The sequence below is a fragment of the Allofranklinella schreckenbergeri genome, from assembly GCF_003703475.1.
GTDB lineage: Bacteria > Pseudomonadota > Gammaproteobacteria > Burkholderiales > Burkholderiaceae_C > Lampropedia > Lampropedia schreckenbergeri.
Genome location: NZ_RDQM01000013.1, coordinates 65,263 through 83,410 on the forward strand (window position 1 = coordinate 65,263; position 18,148 = coordinate 83,410).

At 64.3% G+C, this 18,148-nt stretch carries 13 protein-coding genes and 1 pseudogene; 6 read left to right on the top strand and 8 right to left on the bottom strand.

The window, feature by feature from the left end:
* Window positions 1-35 precede the first annotated feature (35 nt).
* Complete coding sequence (locus tag EBQ26_RS10265) at window positions 36-1,580, top strand: acetyl-CoA hydrolase/transferase family protein (RefSeq protein WP_122238926.1); 1,545 nt, start codon at window positions 36-38, stop codon at window positions 1,578-1,580.
* A 162-nt stretch (window positions 1,581-1,742) separates the two neighbouring features.
* On the opposite strand, the gene EBQ26_RS10270 is transcribed toward EBQ26_RS10265, so the two are convergent.
* Window positions 1,743-3,485, bottom strand: coding sequence for a hypothetical protein (locus EBQ26_RS10270; protein WP_238944298.1), 1,743 nt, complete (start codon window positions 3,483-3,485; stop codon window positions 1,743-1,745).
* 163 nt (window positions 3,486-3,648) lie between these two features.
* Window positions 3,649-5,448, bottom strand: coding sequence for a hypothetical protein (locus EBQ26_RS10275; protein ID WP_122238928.1), 1,800 nt, complete (start codon window positions 5,446-5,448; stop codon window positions 3,649-3,651).
* Between the two features lie 202 nt (window positions 5,449-5,650).
* Between EBQ26_RS10275 and hisB the strand changes: the two genes are divergently transcribed.
* The 3 genes from hisB to hisA all read left to right on the top strand — a co-directional run bounded on the left by hisB (window position 5,651) and on the right by hisA (window position 7,969).
* Window positions 5,651-6,277, top strand: coding sequence for an imidazoleglycerol-phosphate dehydratase HisB (gene hisB / locus EBQ26_RS10280; protein ID WP_122238929.1), 627 nt, complete (start codon window positions 5,651-5,653; stop codon window positions 6,275-6,277).
* A 174-nt stretch (window positions 6,278-6,451) separates the two neighbouring features.
* Window positions 6,452-7,147, top strand: coding sequence for an imidazole glycerol phosphate synthase subunit HisH (gene hisH, locus EBQ26_RS10285; RefSeq protein WP_122238930.1), 696 nt, complete (start codon window positions 6,452-6,454; stop codon window positions 7,145-7,147).
* A 78-nt stretch (window positions 7,148-7,225) separates the two neighbouring features.
* Window positions 7,226-7,969, top strand: a complete 744-nt coding sequence (gene hisA, locus EBQ26_RS10290) for a 1-(5-phosphoribosyl)-5-[(5-phosphoribosylamino)methylideneamino]imidazole-4-carboxamide isomerase (RefSeq protein ID WP_122238931.1) — start codon at window positions 7,226-7,228, stop codon at window positions 7,967-7,969.
* A 94-nt stretch (window positions 7,970-8,063) separates the two neighbouring features.
* On the opposite strand, the gene EBQ26_RS12730 is transcribed toward hisA, so the two are convergent.
* Entirely contained in the window at window positions 8,064-8,228 is a 165-nt protein-coding gene (locus EBQ26_RS12730; RefSeq protein WP_238944299.1) for a hypothetical protein, read from the bottom strand.
* 122 nt (window positions 8,229-8,350) lie between these two features.
* On the opposite strand from EBQ26_RS12730, the gene EBQ26_RS10295 reads away from it, so the two are divergent.
* Window positions 8,351-9,280: a recombination-associated protein RdgC gene (locus tag EBQ26_RS10295; protein WP_122238932.1), complete on the top strand. Its 930-nt coding sequence runs from the start codon at window positions 8,351-8,353 to the stop codon at window positions 9,278-9,280.
* A 70-nt stretch (window positions 9,281-9,350) separates the two neighbouring features.
* Here the strand turns inward: EBQ26_RS10295 and EBQ26_RS10300 are convergent, their stop codons facing one another.
* Window positions 9,351-10,484, bottom strand: coding sequence for an alpha/beta hydrolase (locus EBQ26_RS10300; protein WP_122238933.1), 1,134 nt, complete (start codon window positions 10,482-10,484; stop codon window positions 9,351-9,353).
* A 34-nt stretch (window positions 10,485-10,518) separates the two neighbouring features.
* Window positions 10,519-12,810, bottom strand: coding sequence for a TonB-dependent siderophore receptor (locus EBQ26_RS10305; protein ID WP_238944300.1), 2,292 nt, complete (start codon window positions 12,808-12,810; stop codon window positions 10,519-10,521).
* Window positions 12,811-12,973: 163 nt separating this feature from the next.
* Between EBQ26_RS10305 and EBQ26_RS10310 the strand changes: the two genes are divergently transcribed.
* Window positions 12,974-13,939 (top strand): helix-turn-helix transcriptional regulator, encoded by a 966-nt coding sequence (locus tag EBQ26_RS10310; RefSeq protein WP_122238935.1) that lies wholly within the window; start codon window positions 12,974-12,976, stop codon window positions 13,937-13,939.
* 170 nt (window positions 13,940-14,109) lie between these two features.
* Here EBQ26_RS10310 and hemB read toward each other — a convergent pair whose 3' ends face one another.
* The 3 genes and pseudogenes from hemB to EBQ26_RS10325 form a co-directional block, all read right to left on the bottom strand.
* The gene (gene hemB / locus EBQ26_RS10315) at window positions 14,110-15,129 is read right to left on the bottom strand and encodes a porphobilinogen synthase (protein WP_122238936.1); all 1,020 of its coding nucleotides are present in this window, start codon (window positions 15,127-15,129) and stop codon (window positions 14,110-14,112) included.
* A gap of 279 nt (window positions 15,130-15,408) precedes the next feature.
* Window positions 15,409-17,871 (bottom strand): CAP domain-containing protein, encoded by a 2,463-nt coding sequence (locus tag EBQ26_RS10320; protein WP_122238937.1) that lies wholly within the window; start codon window positions 17,869-17,871, stop codon window positions 15,409-15,411.
* A 159-nt stretch (window positions 17,872-18,030) separates the two neighbouring features.
* Window positions 18,031-18,148: pseudogene (locus EBQ26_RS10325) on the bottom strand (IS5/IS1182 family transposase); the annotation flags it as partial.

Below are 18,148 nucleotides of genomic sequence, written 5' to 3' on the forward strand. Positions count from 1 at the left end.
TGGCAGGTTTGTTGACTTGACTTTTGAGCACAGTGATGAGCAGCACCCAATCCACCCTTGAACACGCAGCCCTGCAACGCATTCAGCACGAAGGTTTGCGCCAGAAAATCATGTCGGCCGATGAGGCCGCAGCGCTGATCCAGCCCGGTTTCAACGTGGGCATGAGCGGCTTTACCGGGGCCGGTTATCCCAAGGTGGTGCCGCAGGCGCTGGCGCGGCGTATCGAGGCGGCGCATGCGGCAGGCCAGCCGTTTCGCATCGGCTTGTGGACGGGCGCTTCCACCGCGCCGGAACTCGACGGCGCGCTGGCCAAGGTGGAAGGCATCGATATGCGCCTGCCGTACCAAAGCGACCCGACCGTGCGCGCCAAGATCAACGCGGGCCACATGCAGTACGTCGATATCCACCTCTCGCACGTGGCGCAGTTTGTCTGGTTCGGCTTTTTGGGGCATTTGAACGTGGCGGTGATTGAAGTCGCCGGCGTGTTGCCCGATGGCAGCCTCATTCCCAGCACCTCGGTGGGCAACAACAAGACGTGGATCGAGCAGGCCGACCATGTGATTCTGGAAGTCAACGCCTGGCAAAACCCGGGCCTGCAAGGCATGCACGACGTGTACTACGGCACGGCGCTGCCGCCGCATCGCCAGCCCATCATGATGACCGAGCCGGGCCAGCGCATTGGCGAGGCCACCTTGCGTTGCGATCCGGCCAAGGTGATTGCGGTGGTGCCAACGCATGCCAGCGACCGCAACAGCGCCTTTGCCCAGCCCGATGCGCAATCGCAAGCCATTGCGGGCCACATCATCGAGTTTTTGCAGCATGAAGTGGCCAAAGGCCGCCTGCCCAAGGAGTTGCTGCCCTTGCAGTCCGGCGTGGGCAATATCGCCAATGCCGTGCTGGCGGGCTTGAATGAAGGCCCGTTTGAAAACCTCACCGCCTATACCGAGGTGTTGCAAGACGGCATGCTGGACATGCTCAAAAGCGGCAAGCTACGCACCGCCTCCTGCACGGCGCTGTCGCTCAGCCCGGAGGCCGCGGCGTATTTCAATACCCATATCGACCAGTTTCGCGAGCGCATCGTCATCCGCCCGCAGGAAATCAGCAACCACCCGGAAATCATCCGCCGCCTGGGGCTGATTGCCATGAACGCCATGATCGAGTGCGATATCTATGGCAACGTCAACAGCACCCACTTGATGGGCAGCGCCATCATGAACGGCATTGGCGGCTCGGGCGACTTTGCGCGCAATGCCTACCTTTCCATCTTCATGTCGCCTTCGATGGCCAAGGGCGGCTCCATCTCTTGCATCGTGCCGATGGCCTCGCATGTGGACCATACCGAGCACGACGTGCAAGTGCTGGTCACCGAGCAGGGGCTGGCCGATTTGCGCGGCCTGGCCCCCGTGCAGCGTGCCAAGTGCATCATCGAGCGCTGCGCCCACCCCGATTACCGCGATGCGCTCAACGAGTATCTGGAGCGCGCCAAGCACAAGGCCACCGGCCAGCACACCCCCCACGATTTGACGCAGGCGCTGTCCTGGCACCAACGCTACGTTGAGACGGGCAGCATGAAGCCTTGAAGCTGAGGGCGGGAGCGCCCGCAAAAGAAAAACCACGCTTGCCCGGCCTTGGAAAAGCGTGGTTTTTCTTTTAATTACAAATCATTGGGAAATAAAACCACCTTGTTTCGGCATGATGGGTGGAAAGTTGTTTTTCTTTTTGATTTGTATTGAGTGGAATGCTCAAGGTTGGGCTTTGACGACCATCTCCTGCGTCATCTCCATCCCGCGCGGGGTCAGCAGCCATTGCGCCTTGACGGTGTCGAGGTCTTTGTACAGCGCGATGGAGGCTGCCGTCAGGGGCCAGGTGACGTAGTTGTAGAGATCCTCCCACTCGCTGGTGGATTGCTCGGCCAGCGCATCCTCGGTGAGGGTGGAGAGCATATCCACATAAGCGCTGCCGTTGGCCTCCATATACAACAGGGGCGGCGTTGCCAGAGCGGGGGCTTTGAGCAAGCTGCTGAGCTTGTCTTTGTCGGCCTCGCCCAGGGCGGCGCCAAGGGCGCTGGAGGACATGGCAAGCCAGATCGACTCGTCGGTGGGCAGCTCGATGTCCCACTTGCTGGCCACGCCGTCGCTTTTCAGGTTCAAACCGGCCAGCTCCGGCACAAAGCTTTGCACCATGCCCAACAGCGCCGAAGGGTTGGCCGAAGCCAATAGCAGCGTGCCGGAGAATGTTTCAGCGGCCAAATCCAGCTTGGAAAACTCCACGCGCAGCCCTTGCAGCCAGTCGGAGGCGCTGGAGAGGAACGCCAGTGCTTCGGCGCTTTCCAGCGCCAGCTCGTTCAACGGGGTCAGGTAAGCGCATCGGTAGGGCGCAGCCTTCACGGCGCTGAGCTGTTTCTGCAGGAAGCTGGCTGCGGCGCCGGCATGCACGCCGCCGCCAAAGACGAGGTTGCCCGGCACGGTGCCCAGGCCCGCAACGGGGGCGGGCAGGGCGCTGAGGTCCTGGGCCAGCTCGGCAGGCATCTCCAGCAAGGCATGCAGGCGGACGGCCTGGCCGTCGAGCTGGGTGGCGCCGCCCACCAGGCGCGGGGCCTTGGCGGCCAGGCTTTGCAACTCGCTGCGGCAGGTTGCATCCAGCGGTGTGTGCAATTTGTCTTGCACGGCTTGGGACAGCCAGGTGGGCGTTTGCCCATCGCCGATGGTGCGCGCCAGCAAGCGCTGGGTATCGACAAAGCCCGTGGCGCCGCCGTTGAGGTAGCCGTATTGCTGGTTGATGGCGGCAATGGCGCCGCTATCGACCAGCGACTTTGCCGGGCGGCTCAGGCCCAGCAAGCTCGCCAGCGGTGCATCCTCGCGTTGCATATCAAGGGTGATGACAAGGTGTTTGCCCACGACGGCCACAACGCTGCGCACGCGCGCCGGTGGTGCTGTGGCGTCTTCGGCAGCGCGACCGTCGGCAGCGCGATGAGGCTGGGCGCCGGCGAAGTGCCAATAGCGCTGGCCCTGGATTTCGCCAGTGGCCAAATTCGGCCCAAGCTTGGCCTGGGCCTCATCCATGAAGGCGTTGAACTTGGCGGGATCGGCCAGCTCCAGCCGCAGCACCGGCAGGGCGTGGATTTCGTAGAAGGCCGCCAGCATGTTGTTGAGGTCCAGGCCGATGCTGGCGAAACCTTCAGGCTGGCTGAGTTTGGCGTGCAGCAAATCCAAAAGCGCATGCGATTTTTGGCGCGCTTGGGCATCGTCCAGAGAGTCGTCGAGCACTTCCTGCAAGCGCGCCAGGGTTTGCAGCAGGCTGGGGTGCAGGGTGTTCATCCAGCGGGTATTGAGGGCCTGGTAAGCCTGGGGCATGCGCTCCAGATTGCCGAAGGCAAAAGCCGTTTCCGCCGGGGCGTAGGCCAGCGGGATGTTGCGTGCGCTGCCTGCGCCCAGGCTGGCGCAACCGGAGATGAGCGCTGCGGCCGCCATTGCGGAAGCGGCCAAGGTGTAAAGGGCGAAGCGTTGTTTTGGCTTGTTTTTCATGGGAATGGAATGGGGCGCAATGGGGGGATAAAGGCATTGAGGCTGCCCGGGCGGGCAGCCTCAATAGCGGGTTTCAGTGGTGGATCTCAGCAGTGAATCTCAGCAGCGGGTTTCAGCCACGGCTTTACCGGAATTGGGTTTCGCTGGTCAGCTCCAGGCCACGGCTGCTGAAGTGGTAGTTGCTGCTGACAAAGCGCAGCGATTGGTACAGGTCGATGGCGGCCTGGTTCAGCGGCTCCATCAACTGCTCGAGCTGGTGCAGGCCCAAATCATCGGCCTCGGGCGGCATCATGCTGCGGGAGAGGTCGTTGAACTCTTTTTGCAGCTTGGCGTAGCTGGGGCCATCGGCGCCGAAATAAACCAGCGGGGCAGGGGTCAGGCCCGTGGCTTTGAGCGCATCTTCCAGCGGCTTTTGCCCATCGCTGCCAACGGCAATGCCCAGGCTCTTGTCGGTCATGGCCAGCCAGGCCTTGTCTTGCTCTTGGCTGATCGTGCCCAGCAGGGGCGATTGCAAGGGCTTGGCCTGGCCGTCGGGCAGCAGGCCCAATTTGCCCAGCTCGGGCATCATGCCTTGGGCCATACCCAGCAGACCTTGCGGGTTGGGCGAGGCCACCAGCAGCATGCCGCGCACTTTTTGCGTGTCCAGATCCAGCTCTTGCAAATGCACACGCACGCCCGAGGCGAAACCGGCCACGGCGTACAGCCCGGCAATGCTTTGGTTCATTTGCGCCATGCCTTCGTTCAGCGGAGCCAGCAGCGCGCACTGGTAAGGCGCGGCTTGCACCGCCTGGCTTTGCGCTTGCAGGAACTGGGCCAGTGGTTGGATGTTGAGGCTGAAGCCAAACTCCACGCCCTGGCGGCTGCTGCCCAGCGCGGGCACGGGCGCGGCGATTTTCTGCAAGTCGCCAGCGATCTTGCTCTCCAGCTCCAGCAGGCCGCTGAAAACGGCTTTTTGCTGGCTCATTTCCTTGGCGCCACCCATCAGGCGCGGGGCTTTGGCCGCGATGGATTCCAGCTCGGCTTTGCAGGTGGCGTCGATGACGATGCCATCCTCTTTCAACTGGCGGCTGATCCAGTTGTTTTGCTCGGGCATGGCCAGCGCCAGCATGCGGCGCGTATCCAGCAACAAACTGGGGCCGTAGGGCTGGTAGCCAAACTCCTTGTTGACGGCGGCCAGCTCGCCCGAGTCGATGACGGAACGGGCGGGCTTTTCCAGCCCCAGCAAGCGCGGCATTTGGGCCAAATCGGATGAGGGCACGATGCTCATCACCAGATGTTGGCCAACGACGGCCCACACCAGTTGCGGCCCAGTTGGGGCCTGCGTTGGCTTGGCAGTGGCGGGCTGCGCAGCTTGCGTGGCCTCCTGGGGTTGTTCGTCCTGGGCCTGCTCAGGTCGATCCAGTGCGATGTGCCAATAGGGCTGGCCGTTGACCTCGGCCGTGGGGATTTTTTCACCGAGCTTGCCTTCGATCTCGGCGATGAAAGCCTGAAAACGCTGGGTGTCGGCCAGCTCCAGCCGCATGACGGGCAGGGCGGCGATCTCGTAAACCGCAGCCATGCTGTTGAAGCGGATGCCCATGCTCTCCAGCGTTTCGGGCTGTTGCAGGCGCTCTTTCACCCATTGCAGGGCGGTCTGGGCCTGGGGTTCATCCTCCTGGGCCAGGGCCTCCAGCGAGCGGTCGATGGTTTGCAGCACGGCAGCCTTGATGCTGTTGACCATAGGCGTGACGGTGTCGATATACGTCTTGGGTGCAGGCTCAAAGTTGCCCATCACATAGGCCGTGCCCGCGGGCGCGTAGGACAGGGGCAGATTGGCCGCCGGGGCGGCTTTGGGCGCAGCGGGCGCTTCGGTGGTGGCTTCTTCTTTCTTCGAGCAAGCCGTCAAAGCGACGCCCAGCGCAATGACGAGTGCGGTTTTCTTCATGGTTCCTCCAGGTGGTTCAAGCGGCGCCTAAGCGTTGCCGCAAAAGGCGCGCCATGATACTGGCGGCCCTGCGGCAGGGCCGGGGCTGCGCAGGGGTGTTACCTCCTGTCACGCTTGTCGCGGCGCAGGCGCAAAAGGGCTGGTGGCGCCAGCAACACGCTCTACAATTTCGCGCCCCACGATTGCCCCTCACCTATTGCTTATGACCTCCTCCGCACTTGTTCCCACTCAGCACAACGCCGCGCGCGTGGCCGAAGTCAACCGCCATACGGCAGAAACGCGCATCCACGTGCGCGTCAACCTGGATGGCTGCGGGATTTCCAACCTGCGCACGGGCATTGGTTTTTTCGACCACATGCTCGATCAAATCGCCCGCCACGGCATGCTGGATCTGGATGTGCATTGCGAGGGCGATCTGCATATCGACGGCCACCACACGGTGGAGGATGTCGGCATCACCCTGGGCCAGGCCGTGGCCCAGGCCGTGGGCGATAAAAAGGGGCTGCGCCGCTATGGCCATGCCTATGTGCCTTTGGACGAGGCGCTCAGCCGCGCGGTGATCGACTTGTCTGGGCGGCCAGGCCTGTTTTTCGATATTCCCTTCACCAGCGCCATGGTGGGTCAGTTCGACACCCAACTGACGCGCGAATTTTTCCAGGGCTTTGCCAATCACGCGCTGGCAACCGTGCACATCGACAACCTCAAGGGCGAGAACGCCCACCACCAGGCAGAGACGGCCTTCAAAGCCTTTGGCCGCGCCTTGCGCCAGGCTGTGGAGCACGACGCGCGCATGGCCGGCCAGGTGCCCTCCACCAAGGGGGTGTTGTAAGCCCTGTGGCATCTCCAGCCTTGGCGGCGTGCGCGTTGCCTGCATATGCGATGGCCTGTATCGGTATTTGCACCCGCGCCAAGAGTGGCAACATGAATAGGCGATGCGCCACGGATGCACCCGCGCAGCGGCACTGGCGCTTTTCTTGAATTCCCGGTTTTTCTGGAACCTTGCATGCAACCCAGTCACACCCTGGCCATTGTGGATTACGGCAGCGGCAATTTGCGCTCGGTCTGGCAGGCCGCACGCCATGCCGCGCAAGACACAAGCTGGAATGTTCTCCTCACCCAAGACCCGGCGCAAATCGCTGCGGCGGATCGCCTCATCCTCCCCGGCCAGGGCGCCATGGGCGACTGCATGCGCGAGCTGCGCGCCAGCGGGCTGCTGGAGCTGGTGCTTGAAGCCGCGCGCAGCAAACCGCTGTTTGGCGTTTGCGTCGGCATGCAAATGCTGCTGGAGCGCAGCGAGGAGGGCGATGGCCCGCAAGGCACCGCCTCGCTGGGCCTGATCGGCGGGCGCGTGCGCCGCTTTCGCTTTGACGACGGGCAACGCCAGGCCGACGGCAGCCGCTTCAAAATCCCGCAAATGGGCTGGAACCGCGTGCACCGCCCGCAGCAGGCGCAGGGCCAGCACCCCAACGCCCAGCACCCCATGTGGGCAGGCATCCCCGACGGCAGTTGGTACTACTTCGTGCACAGCTACTACGCCGAGCTGGCCGATCCCAGCCACTGCGCGGGCGTGGCCGATTACGGCGGCCCGTTTACCTGCGCCATCGCCAAAGACAACCTCTTTGCCACCCAATTTCACCCCGAGAAAAGCGCCGCCCAAGGCATTGCCCTGTACCGCAACTTCCTGCACTGGCAGCCCTGAAGCGGCATTTCAAAGGCTGCCCCCTTTCTTCAACCCACTGCGCCGCAGCGCGCAACCACTCCTGCCCCCCAGATCACCATGCTGCTGATCCCTGCCATAGACCTCAAAGACGGACATTGCGTACGCCTCGTGCAAGGCGATATGGACCAATCCACCACCTTCGGCCAAGAGCCAGCCCTTGTGGCCCAGCGCTGGCTGGATGAGGGCGCGCGCCGCCTGCACCTGGTGGACCTCAATGGCGCATTTGCAGGCAAGCCCAAAAACCTGGCCGCCATCAAAGCCATCCTGAAAGAAGTGGACGGCGAAGTGCCCGTGCAACTGGGCGGCGGCATCCGCGATCTGGACACCATCGAGCAGTACATCGACGCGGGCATCCAATACGTCATCATCGGCACCGCCGCCGTCAAAAATCCCGGCTTCTTGCGCGATGCGTGCAGCGCCTTTGGCGGCCACATCATCGTCGGGCTGGACGCCAAGGACGGCAAAGTCGCCACCGACGGCTGGAGCAAAGTCACCGGCGTGGAAGTCACCGATCTGGCGCGCAAGTTTGAAGACCTGGGCGTCGAATCCATCATCTACACCGACATTGGCCGCGACGGCATGCTCACCGGCATCAACATCGAAGCCACCGTGCGCCTGGCCCAGGCCGTGGACATCCCCATCATCGCCAGCGGCGGCCTCAAAGGCATGGACGACATCGAAAAACTCATCGAAGTCGAAGCCGAAGGCATCGAAGGCGTGATCTGCGGGCGCGCCATCTACACCGGCGATCTGGACTTTGCCAGCGCCCAGGAGCGCGCCGACGAACTCTCAGGCGCTTGAGCGAAGGCGAGCCAACGCCCCCGCCCTGCACCCGCAATCGCACCGTCGTGCACCGTCGTGCACCGTGCAGGGCGATAACGCTTATTTATACAAATCAAAAAGAAATAAAATACCCATGTTTCGGCATGATGGGTATTGAATTGATTTCAATTTGATTGGTAATATGGAGGCTGTGCGGATGCAACGCACAACCCTCTTGGGCAGGATTTTTTTCTCGATCATCCGAAAAGAAATCCCCCTGTTTCGGCAACGTGGGCATAAGGTGCTTTTTCCTCATTGGAAAAGCCTGCGGCAGACGCCCATCGCCTGGCTGCATGCCCTTTTTAAAACCGCGCCAAGCCGCTTTCGCCCCCGTTACCAAGACGCAAAGGACCCACCCCCTTGTTCAAAAACCTGTTGCTGTTTCGCATTGCCCAAAGCTGGACGGGCGATGACCTCTCTGCCGCCACCGCCGCGCTGGAAAACTTCGCCTTCACCCCGTGCAGCGCCACCCAGGAAAAATCCACCGGCTGGCAGCCCCCGCGCGGCGCCGAGCACGGCGCCATGATCGAATCCGTGGGCGGGCACTGGATCTTGCGCCACGTCACGCAGACCAAAATCCTGCCCGCCTCCGTGGTGCAAACCCATTTGGACGAAAAAGCCCAGGCCATCGAAGCGCAAACCGGCCGCAAACCCGGCCGCAAAGAACTGCGCGATTTGAAAGACGAAATCCGCCTGAGCCTGCTGCCGCTGGCCTTCACCAAAACCCAGGGCACATGGGTGTGGATCGACCCGCGCCAGCGCCTGCTGGCCATCGACAGCGCCAGCCTGCCGCGCGCCGACGACATCCTCACCGCCCTGGTCGAGCAATGGCCCGGCTTCGTGCCGCGCCTGATCCAGACGCAGGAAACCCCCGCCGCCGCCATGAGCGCCTGGCTGGAGGAGCAAAGCGCCCCCGGCGCCTTCCAGCTTGGCGACGAGTGCGAACTCAAAGCCGCCGACGACACCAAAGCCAGCGTGCGCTACGCCCGCCATGCGCTGGAAATCGACGAAATCCGCGGCCACCTGCAAGCGGGCAAACGCCCCACGCGCCTGGCCCTGGGCTGGGGCGATCGCAGCCAATTCCTGCTCACCGACAGCCTGCAAATCAAACGCCTGGCCTTCACCGATACCGTGCATGAAGACCGCGACAAGGCCGACGACCATTTCGACGCCGATGTGGCCCTGACCACGGGCGAGCTAAGCCAGCTGATCCCGCAATTGCTGCAAGCGCTGGGCGGCGAGCAGGCCAGCGACCAAACTAGCGACCAAGCCAGCAGCGAAGGGGCTTGAGCGACCGGCGTTGTGTGCCTTGCCAATCATTGCGCTCCGGGGTCAGGGCGATGTGCGGTGATTTGTCACATCAATGGGGCTTGTGGCGTATTGCGGGCGGCTGGCAGTTTGGTGTTTGCCAGCAATCGCTGGCAAAGCGCAGGCCGTCGATCACGGCGTGCAATGCCGCGGTGGCGTGGGTGGCCTGGGGGTATTGGGCAAATTGCACGGGCAGGTCGGGCAGGGCTTTTTGCATGGCCTGGGCAAATTGGCGCGCGTGCGTGACTTGGCCGCGCTCTTGCATCATGCGTGCGCGTGGCGACTGCGCATCAATGCGAGGTGAGGGGGTTTGCTCATAGCTGCCCATGCTGATGTGCAGGCCCGTGGGCAAGGCCAGCGCCGCAGCGCTGCCAGCAGGGGCTGGGCTTGGGGTGTTTTGCAGGGCGCTGGCCGCCTGCCACACCGGCAAGGTGCGCTCGCGCACCTGGTGCAGATAGCCCCCGTTCCACCACAGCGAGGGGCTGGAGGCGATATAGACCTGAAAGTGCTGCGGCTGCTGCAACATGGCATAGAGCGCGAACAGGCCGCCGTAGGAGTGGCCCATGAGGGCTTGGCGCGACGGGTCTGCAGGGTAGCTTTGGGCAATGGCCGGTTGCAGCTCCTGGGTGAGAAATTGCAAAAACACATCGGCCCCGCCTTGTTGCTTGGCCCAGCGGTCGCCGGTGTTGGCGAGGTCGGGCGCGGGCGGGGTGTAGTCCTGCGCGCGGGCCTGGATGTCGAGCAATTGCGCATCGTCGTAGCCCACGCCGACGATGAGCATGGGGATGGTGCCGTTCTCATCAGCCCGCATAGCCATGCCTTGGGCCGCCATGGAGACAACGGGAAACAGCGCATCGCCATCGAGCACATACAGCACCGGGTAGCCCTGGGCGGGCGGGCGGCCGATGGCGCTGACCTGGATGCGGTAGGGCCGCCCGGTGGCTTTGGCGCGCACGGAGTAGGCGTGCGCGCCGGGCAGGCGCGCCGGCATGGCCGCGCCCAGCGGGGAGGAGGGCGCGGCTGTTGCGGCGGCGGCCTGGGGTGGTGGCACAGGTGGCGCAGGCAGCGCTGTTGGCGCTGTTTGGGATGTGGGCGGCATTGGCGGCGTTTGCGCCGGGGCTTGCGGGGCTGCCAGGGTTGCCAAGGGCAACGCCAGCATCAGCAGGGTCAGCAAAGGTTTGGCCATGTGAAGGGGCGATTGGGGATGTTGGGCGGCTTTTTTACCAAGCGTAACGCACGCTGGCCGTCCAACGCCGTCCGGGGCCTGCGAAACAGCCAATGCCCACGCCCGCCGGGGCGCAACTGGCCAGGTAGCGTTTATCGCTCAGGTTGCTGACGTTCAGCGCCAGTTGCACACCGGCAAGGTCGCCGCGCCAATGGCCCAGGTCGTAGCGCAGGCCCACGTCCAGCAAAGTGTGGGCGGGCACTTTCAGCGTGTTGGCCACATCGGCCCAGGTGGCGCTGCTGCGGCGTACCCCGGCAGAGAGGCCCAGATGGCCTTGCAGCAAGCGCCAATCCAGCCAGGCGGAGGCGCTCAGGCGTGGCACGGCCACGGGGGTTTTGCCTTGCTCGCCGGGGATGTGGCTGCGGGTGACTTGGGCATCCAGCCAGCTCAGCGAGGCGATGGCGCTGAGGTTGTGCGCCCACTCGGTGCGCCCTTCCAGTTCCAGGCCGCGCACGCGCACTTCGCCGGTCTGGATTTGCTTGTTGGCTGGCGCGCCAGGGGTGGGGTCTTTGGTGAGCACGTTGCGGCGCGTGAGTTCGTAGGCGGCGGCGCTGAGCAGCCAGGGCGCACCGTCGGGCTGGTATTTGGCGCCCAGCTCGATTTGCTTGGCCGTGCCGGGCTGGAAGGGCGCGCCGTGCAAGTTGATGGCGGTGGTTGGCTCAAACGAGGTGGCGTAGCTCACATAGGGCGAAAGGCCGCTTGCGCTGCGGTACATCAGGCTGGCGCTGATGCTGGTTTTGCGGTCGATCTGATCGTGGCGGGTGAGCGTGCCTGCAGGCAAGCGCGTGATGCGGTCGTGGTGGCTGGCGCGGTCGCGGCGCAGGCCCAATTGGGCCAGCCACGGCCCCCATTGCATTTGGTCTTGCAGATACAGGCCGAATTGGCTTTGCCGGCGCTGTGAGTCGGTGTTGAAGGCTGGCAAGGGCACGGCTACGCCGTAGCGGGGCTGGAGAAAGTCCAGCGGCAGGCCCGGCTTGCCGCTGCCGAGCTGGCGGTTGGCGCGGCTGCGTTGCCAGTCCAGCCCGGCCAGTAACGTGTGGCGCAGCGCGCCGGTGTGCCATTGCCAGCGCAGTTGCGTGTCGGTGCTCAGGCCGTGCAGGTCCTCGTCGGCGGCGCTGGCCTGGCGCATGAGGATGCTGCGCGCGGGGTTGAGCAGCGCGGCGGAGACGTTGCGATAGCGCGAATCGGCGCTCAGCCAGCGGCCTTGGTGCAGCAGGCTGAGGCCGTCGTGAAAGCGGTGCTCCAGTCGCCAGCCGAGGGCGTTCTGGTTGCGCTCGAAGCGCTCAAACGCTGGCTCGCCGGTGAACAGATTGTGGGGGATACGCCCCAGCGCGTGCGGCAGCAAAGTGCCGTGGGCGGGCAGGCCGTTGTAGTCGCCGCTTTGCGGGTCGCGTTGCAGCCAGGCTTGCAACGTCAGCGTGGTGTGGGGCTGCGCGCGCCAGGTCAGCGCGGGCGCGAGCAGATAGCGCCGCTCGGGCAGGCCGCTGGCGCTTTCGCCATCGCGTGCCAGGGCCGTCAAGCGCCAAGCCAGCGTGCCGTGCGCATCCATCACGCCGCCCAGATCGGCTGCCAGCTCGCGCAGGCCCAGATTGCCCGCGCGCAGGCGCAGCTCGCGCACGGTTTCAAACACCGGGCGGCGGCCGACGAGGTTGACCAGCCCGCCGGGGTTGACCTGACCGTACAGCACCGAGTTGGGTCCGCGCACCACGTCGATGCGCTCCAGCGCCCAGGCGTCCACACCCGGCACGAGGTAGGACAGCCCGCGCGGCAGGCGCAGGCCATCGAGATAGCCCACGTAATTGGCCGTTTGTCCGAAGCCGCCAAAGCCGCGCAGAAATACCGTGTCGTAGCGCACCGAGCTGCGCGCCTCGGCCACCACGCCGGGCGTGTAGCGCAAGGCCTGGGCCACGCTGTGCACGGCTTGCTCGTCCATTTGCGTGCGCGTGATGGTGGAGATGGAGGCGGGCGTGTGGGCCAGCCGGGTGTCGGTCTTGGTTGCGGTGGCGCTGCGCTGGGCGACGTAGCCGGGCGGTGATTGCCACTCCTGGCTGGTGGAGGTGACGGTGACTGCGGGCAGCGTGGCCGCAGCCACGCCGCGCTGCTTGTTGCGGCTATCGGCATCGCTGGCGCTGGCATGGCTGGCATTGAGCTGCGTGGCAGGTGGCTGCGGCGTGGCACTGCCGGAGTGGGTTTCTTGAGCGGGTTGCGCTTGCGCCAGCGCCAGCGAGGCGGGCAAAACGGCCAGGGCGAGCCAGGTTGGGGATAGCACGGTCTTCTTTTTATTCATGGCACAGGCGAGAGTTCGGCGGTTCAATTGATAATTTGTCGCATTCATTCTAGAAACTGGCGCCAGCCCCCACCTTTGCGAAAAATGCAAAAAACTTTGCGCGCCCCTCAATCGCGTACCGCCCCATCGCCACGCACTTCGGCATGGCGCGGTCTCTTTGCCTATGCCCTCTAACCGCCCGTCACCGCTGATCCCGCTGGGGGATCTGGCTCGCCAAAGCCGCCACACCGGCAGCGCCTATCGCCTGTGCGGCCCGGATGCTGTCCAGCCGTTTGCTCTGCGTGGGCGCGTGCAAACCCATCCCATGACGGCGGGCGCAACCTTGCATTTGGTGGATGTGGTGGATGAGCACGCGCAAAACGTCCACATCCAGCTCAAACCTGGCTTGCGCATCGCCTGGGTGCTGCGTGGCCGTGCCGATGTGCGTTACGGCTCGCAGCGCGTGCTGATGCAGCCGGGGCGCGGCGGCCCCACGGCCCATGCCGTGGCGCTGGCTGAAGGCGAGTCGTTCACGCGCTATGCCACGCCGGGAGGGCGCGAGTCCACCGTCAGCCTGTGCCTGACGCCCGATTGGCTGGCGCAAGCCGCTTGCAGCAGCGCCGATGCGGTCAGCCGCCTGAGCCAGCAGCATTTGCAGCGCGCCCATTGGCAAACGCCGCCCGCACTGCATGCCGTGTTGCAAGGGCTGCTGGGTGACACCGGGTTGGCGCCCGAGCTGCACGCGCTGTATCTGCAAGGCTGTTTCCAGATGCTGGCTGCCCACGCTTTGCAGGGGCTGGCAGGCCCTGATGCCGGGCGCGGGGCCGCTGCGCCCCTGCGCCGCCGCCCGATGGAGCAGGTGCGTGAGCTGCTCGACAGCGGCCAGGCCGATCGCTGGTCGCTGGAGGCCATCGCGCGCCACCACCACATGAGCGCGGCCACGCTGCAACGCCACTTCCAGCAGGCTTTTGGCATGGGCGTTTTTGCCTACCAGCGCCGCCGCCGCTTGCAGCAGGCGCGGGCGGCCCTGGCGCGTGGCGAGGTGGATGTGGCCGGCGCCGCTGCGCTGGCGGGCTACCGCCATGCGGCCAACTTCTCCACTGCGTTTCGCCGCCAGTTCGGCATCAGCCCGTTGCAGGCGCGGGGGTGAAAAAAACGGCCTGCAGGCTGTGGGCGCCGCAGGCCGTGGAGGGTTTGAATGCCTTGGGTTGGCAATTTATTTCAAATCATTGGGCAATAAAATGTGCCTTTTTCGGCATGTTGAGAATCAAGACATTTTTACAATGATTGATAATTTGCCTTGGTGCTTATTCAGCGTATTCAGCGCGCGCCCTGGCGCAGCAGGCGGGCGGCGTCGAGGGCGAAGTAGCTCAACACGCCATCGGCGCCTGCGCGTTTGAAGGCCAGCAGGCTTTCCAGCATCACCGCATCGTGATCGAGCCAGCCGTTGTGCGCGGCGGCTTTGATCATGGCGTATTCGCCGCTGACCTGGTAGGCGTAGGTGGGCGCGCCAAAGGTTTGCTTGACGCGGTGCAGCACGTCCAGATAGGGCAGGCCGGGCTTGACCATCACCATGTCCGCGCCTTCGGCCAGGTCGAGGGCGACTTCGCGCAGGGCTTCGTCGCTGTTGGCCGGGTCCATCTGGTAGGTGTATTTGTTGCCTTTGCCCAGGTTGGCGGCGCTGCCCACGGCGTCGCGAAAAGGGCCGTAGAACGCGCTGGCGTATTTGGCGGCGTAGGCCATGATGCGCACGTGGATGTGGCCCTGGGCTTCGAGCGCGGCGCGGATGGCGCCGATGCGCCCGTCCATCATGTCGCTGGGCGAAAGGATGTCGGCCCCGGCGGCGGCGTGCACCAGCGATTGGCGGATCAGCGCCTCGATGGTGGCTTCGTTGAGGATGTAGCCGCTGTCGTCGATCACGCCGTCCTGGCCGTGGGTGGTGTAGGGGTCCAGCGCTTGGTCGCTCATCACGCCCAGCTCGGGGAAGCGGCTTTTCACGGCGCGGATGGCGCGCGGCACGATGCCGCCCTCGTCCCAGGCGGCGCGGCCATCGGCGGTTTTGACGGCGGGATCGGGCACGCCAAAGAGGTCGATGACGGGCACGCCCAGCTCCAGCGCCTGCTCGGCGGTGCGCAGCAGGCCGTCAATATCCAGCCGCTGCACGCCAGGCATGGAGGGCACGGGCGCGCAGCCGGGCGCCTCGTGTACGAAAACGGGCAGGATGAGGTCATCGGCGCTGAGGCGGTTTTCCCGCATCAGCCGACGCGAGAAATCATCACGCCGCATGCGGCGCGGGCGGGTGAGGGGGTAGGGGGCGAAGAAGTGGTTGGATGCGGGCATGGTGCGTCAGGGGTAAGCAGTTGGTGGCAAGAAGATGGGCGGCATGGCCGCTGGCGAGAAGGCCTGCGATTGTCGGCGATGGCGCGCGGGCGTGGGCCTGAATAGCCTTCCGGGATGGTTTTTTATCGATCAAAAAGAAATAAAACAACCTTATTTCGGCAATATGGTATTTGTATTGTTTTGCTTTGATATAAAAATATGGCGCAGGCAATCAACCTGCGCCATGGTGGGCGGTGGGGCCAGCGCCGCTGCACAAGGCGTTGGCGGTCATGTCATCGCTCAAGGGCTTTTGATGGGGTCGCCCGGATCGGCAATGGTCTCGCGCACGAATTGCCGCGCCTGCGCGGCGGTGACGCGCTTGACGCTGGTGGCTTCGCGGGCCAGCCAAGCCCTGGCGGCGACTTCATCGGCAGGGCCTGCGTAACGCGCTTGCGGATTTTTCTCGTCCAGCTCAGGGTCGATGACGAGGGTGAACAGCTTGGCTGCTTCGAGCTTGTTGCGCACGGCCTGGGCGTCGGCGTTTTGGGCGCCGTTGAGCACGTTGAGCGTGATGCTGGCGGCGGTCATGCGGCCTTGCCGGAATTCGTTGACGTAGTAAGCCTTGCCAGCAGCATCGGGCAGCACGCCAAACAGGGCCTGGTAAATCTTGTCCAGCACGTTGCCGATGGTGTTGTGATTGATGTCGCCATACAGCCGCTTGCTCTCCTCGGAGTTGGCAAAGCCTTGCAGCATGGGGGTGCTCAGGCCTTCTCGCTTGATTGTCTTGGCCCAATAGATCAGCCCTGCGGGGTCGGAGGGGCGCTGGTAAAAGCTCAGGTAGAGCTTTTGGGCGTCCTGCACGGCGGGGTCGTTGGGATCCAGGCCGGGCGGGAGAGGGCCAGGCCCGCCGTTACTTTTGACCTCCAGCGCGGGGCCCCATTCGAGCGGGTAGCCATGCATCAGAGCGCGCGCTACGAGAAATTGGCGTTCCGAACCTGTGGGCTGGTGGCGGAAGCTGGGCGCGTTGGTGTTTTGCAGGGCCTGGTCGCTGCGTTGGGCGACGTTGGTGAGCTGGATGTCGTCGATGTACCAGCCCACGCCCACATCGCTTTGCGGGTAATAGGCGCCGCTTTGGTGCTCGTAGGCAAAACGCAGTTGGATGCTTTTGTGGGCAAAGGCCGAGAGGCTGACGGTTTTGCGCTGGAAGCTCTGTTCACCAGCCCCGCCAGAGCCTGCCTGGGAGTGGATGGTTTGCCAGGATTTGCCATCCAGCGAGACTTGCACCAGGGCGCGTTGCGTGGGGGTGGCCCAGCCCAACTGGCTGGCAAATTGCAGTTGCGCGCCGGGTTGGACGTAGAACTGGGGCGTAAAAGTCAGCATTTGCAGGCGTTGCGGGATGGGGTGGGCCAAATGGAAGGAGGCCGAGCCGCTGGCTTTGACGCGGGTATCGCGCGGGGAGTAGCCCGACACATTGGGTTGCAGCAGCCCCATGCCTGCTTCAGCGCCTTCGGTTTGCGTGAAATCACGCAGGCTGAAGGCCGCCCACTGATAGCCCGTGGCGCCAGGCACCGGGGTGATGGCGTACGCGCCTCCGCCTTGGGCGGTGAGGGCGGGCAGCACGGTGTCAGCGCCGTAACGGTCGGGATTGATGGCGGTGACGGTGTAGTGAAAATCCCGCGCCACGCCCTGGATGCGCACATTGCGCACCTGCACCTCGTAGCTGACGTCGGCGCTGGCGGCGTTGGGGCGGGCATTGGGCACCCATACCAAGGTGTTGTCGCCCATGAAAGCCTGGTAAGGCTCCAGCCGCAGGGAGATGTTGTGCCCGCCTGAGCGCATCTCCACCCTGGCCTGGGAAAAGTCCGCATCGGGGTAGGAGAACGACCAGCGCGGGAAAACCAGCGTTTGCGGCACATAGCCCGGCGGTGGCCAACTGACAAAGTCATCGCGTACGGTCGGGCGTGTGGAGTGCGGGCCATCAAGCACCCACACGACGCTGACGCTGGTGCTGTCGTTCACGGCATGGCCCGCGCCCATGACCTTGGTGGGCGGATACAGCAGCCAGCGGCGGTGGCCCACGGCGAGGTTGGTGTCGCCTTCATCTTCCATTTGCCCGGTGACGGAGGTGGCGCCAGCCATACCCAGCGACAGGTTGGAGCGGCCTGCGGCCTCCTCGCCTTCGCTGGTGTGGCAGCGCCAACTGCTGGGCGGCTTGTGCGAAAGCGCGTTGTTGGCCAGCATGATCAGGGCGGCTTGCTGGGCTTTGCGGGTGTAGGTCGCATCCAGCGTTACCGTGGCAGGCACGCCCGCCATGGCACGAAAGTAGTTGATGCGCCGCAGCGTGGCGTCCTGGTAAGCGGCGGAGACCTGCCCGGCGACGCAGCCTGCGGCGCTGCCCGTCCAGCCGGCGGCGATGTTTTCAGAGGCGGAATAAATGGCGTTGTGAAAATTGCGCACGGCCTCGCGGCTTCGGATGTTGACGGAAAAGCCCGTCAGCGCCGATTTGGCCACGCCGGCTTGCGGGGCTTGGCCCGTGGCATGCTGGGCTTGGGGTGGCGCGCCCAGGCTGGGTTCGGCAAAGTCCGGCAAAAGCGGCGCTTGCGCCAGGGCTTGAGAGGCGGCCACGGCCAATGCGCTGGTGCAGAAACCATGGACGACGCGCCGGGCGCAAGTGCCAGCCCAGGCGGCGTGTTGACGGGGGGGCAGGGTAAACGGCATATCTCCTCCTGAAGTGAGCAGCAATGAAAGCGTGTCACGGGACATGATAACGGCAGCCTTTTACAAAAAGGCGTGGCGCGTTACGTTTTGAGAGGGATTTGCGCAAACTTGGGCCAACCGCCCCAGAGGCCATGCAGCCCGCTGTGGTAAGCGCGTTGTTTGGTGGGCTGGGATTGTGTGCGCACACATCCTCTTAGAGCCTGTTCAAAATCTTTTTAGGATAAGCGCCAGGAAAGCCAAGTGGATGAATTGCAAGCTGGTATTGAGCAGGCGCTCGCAGTTCTTCCACAAGCGTCTGTTCTTGTCCAGCCAGGCAAAGCTG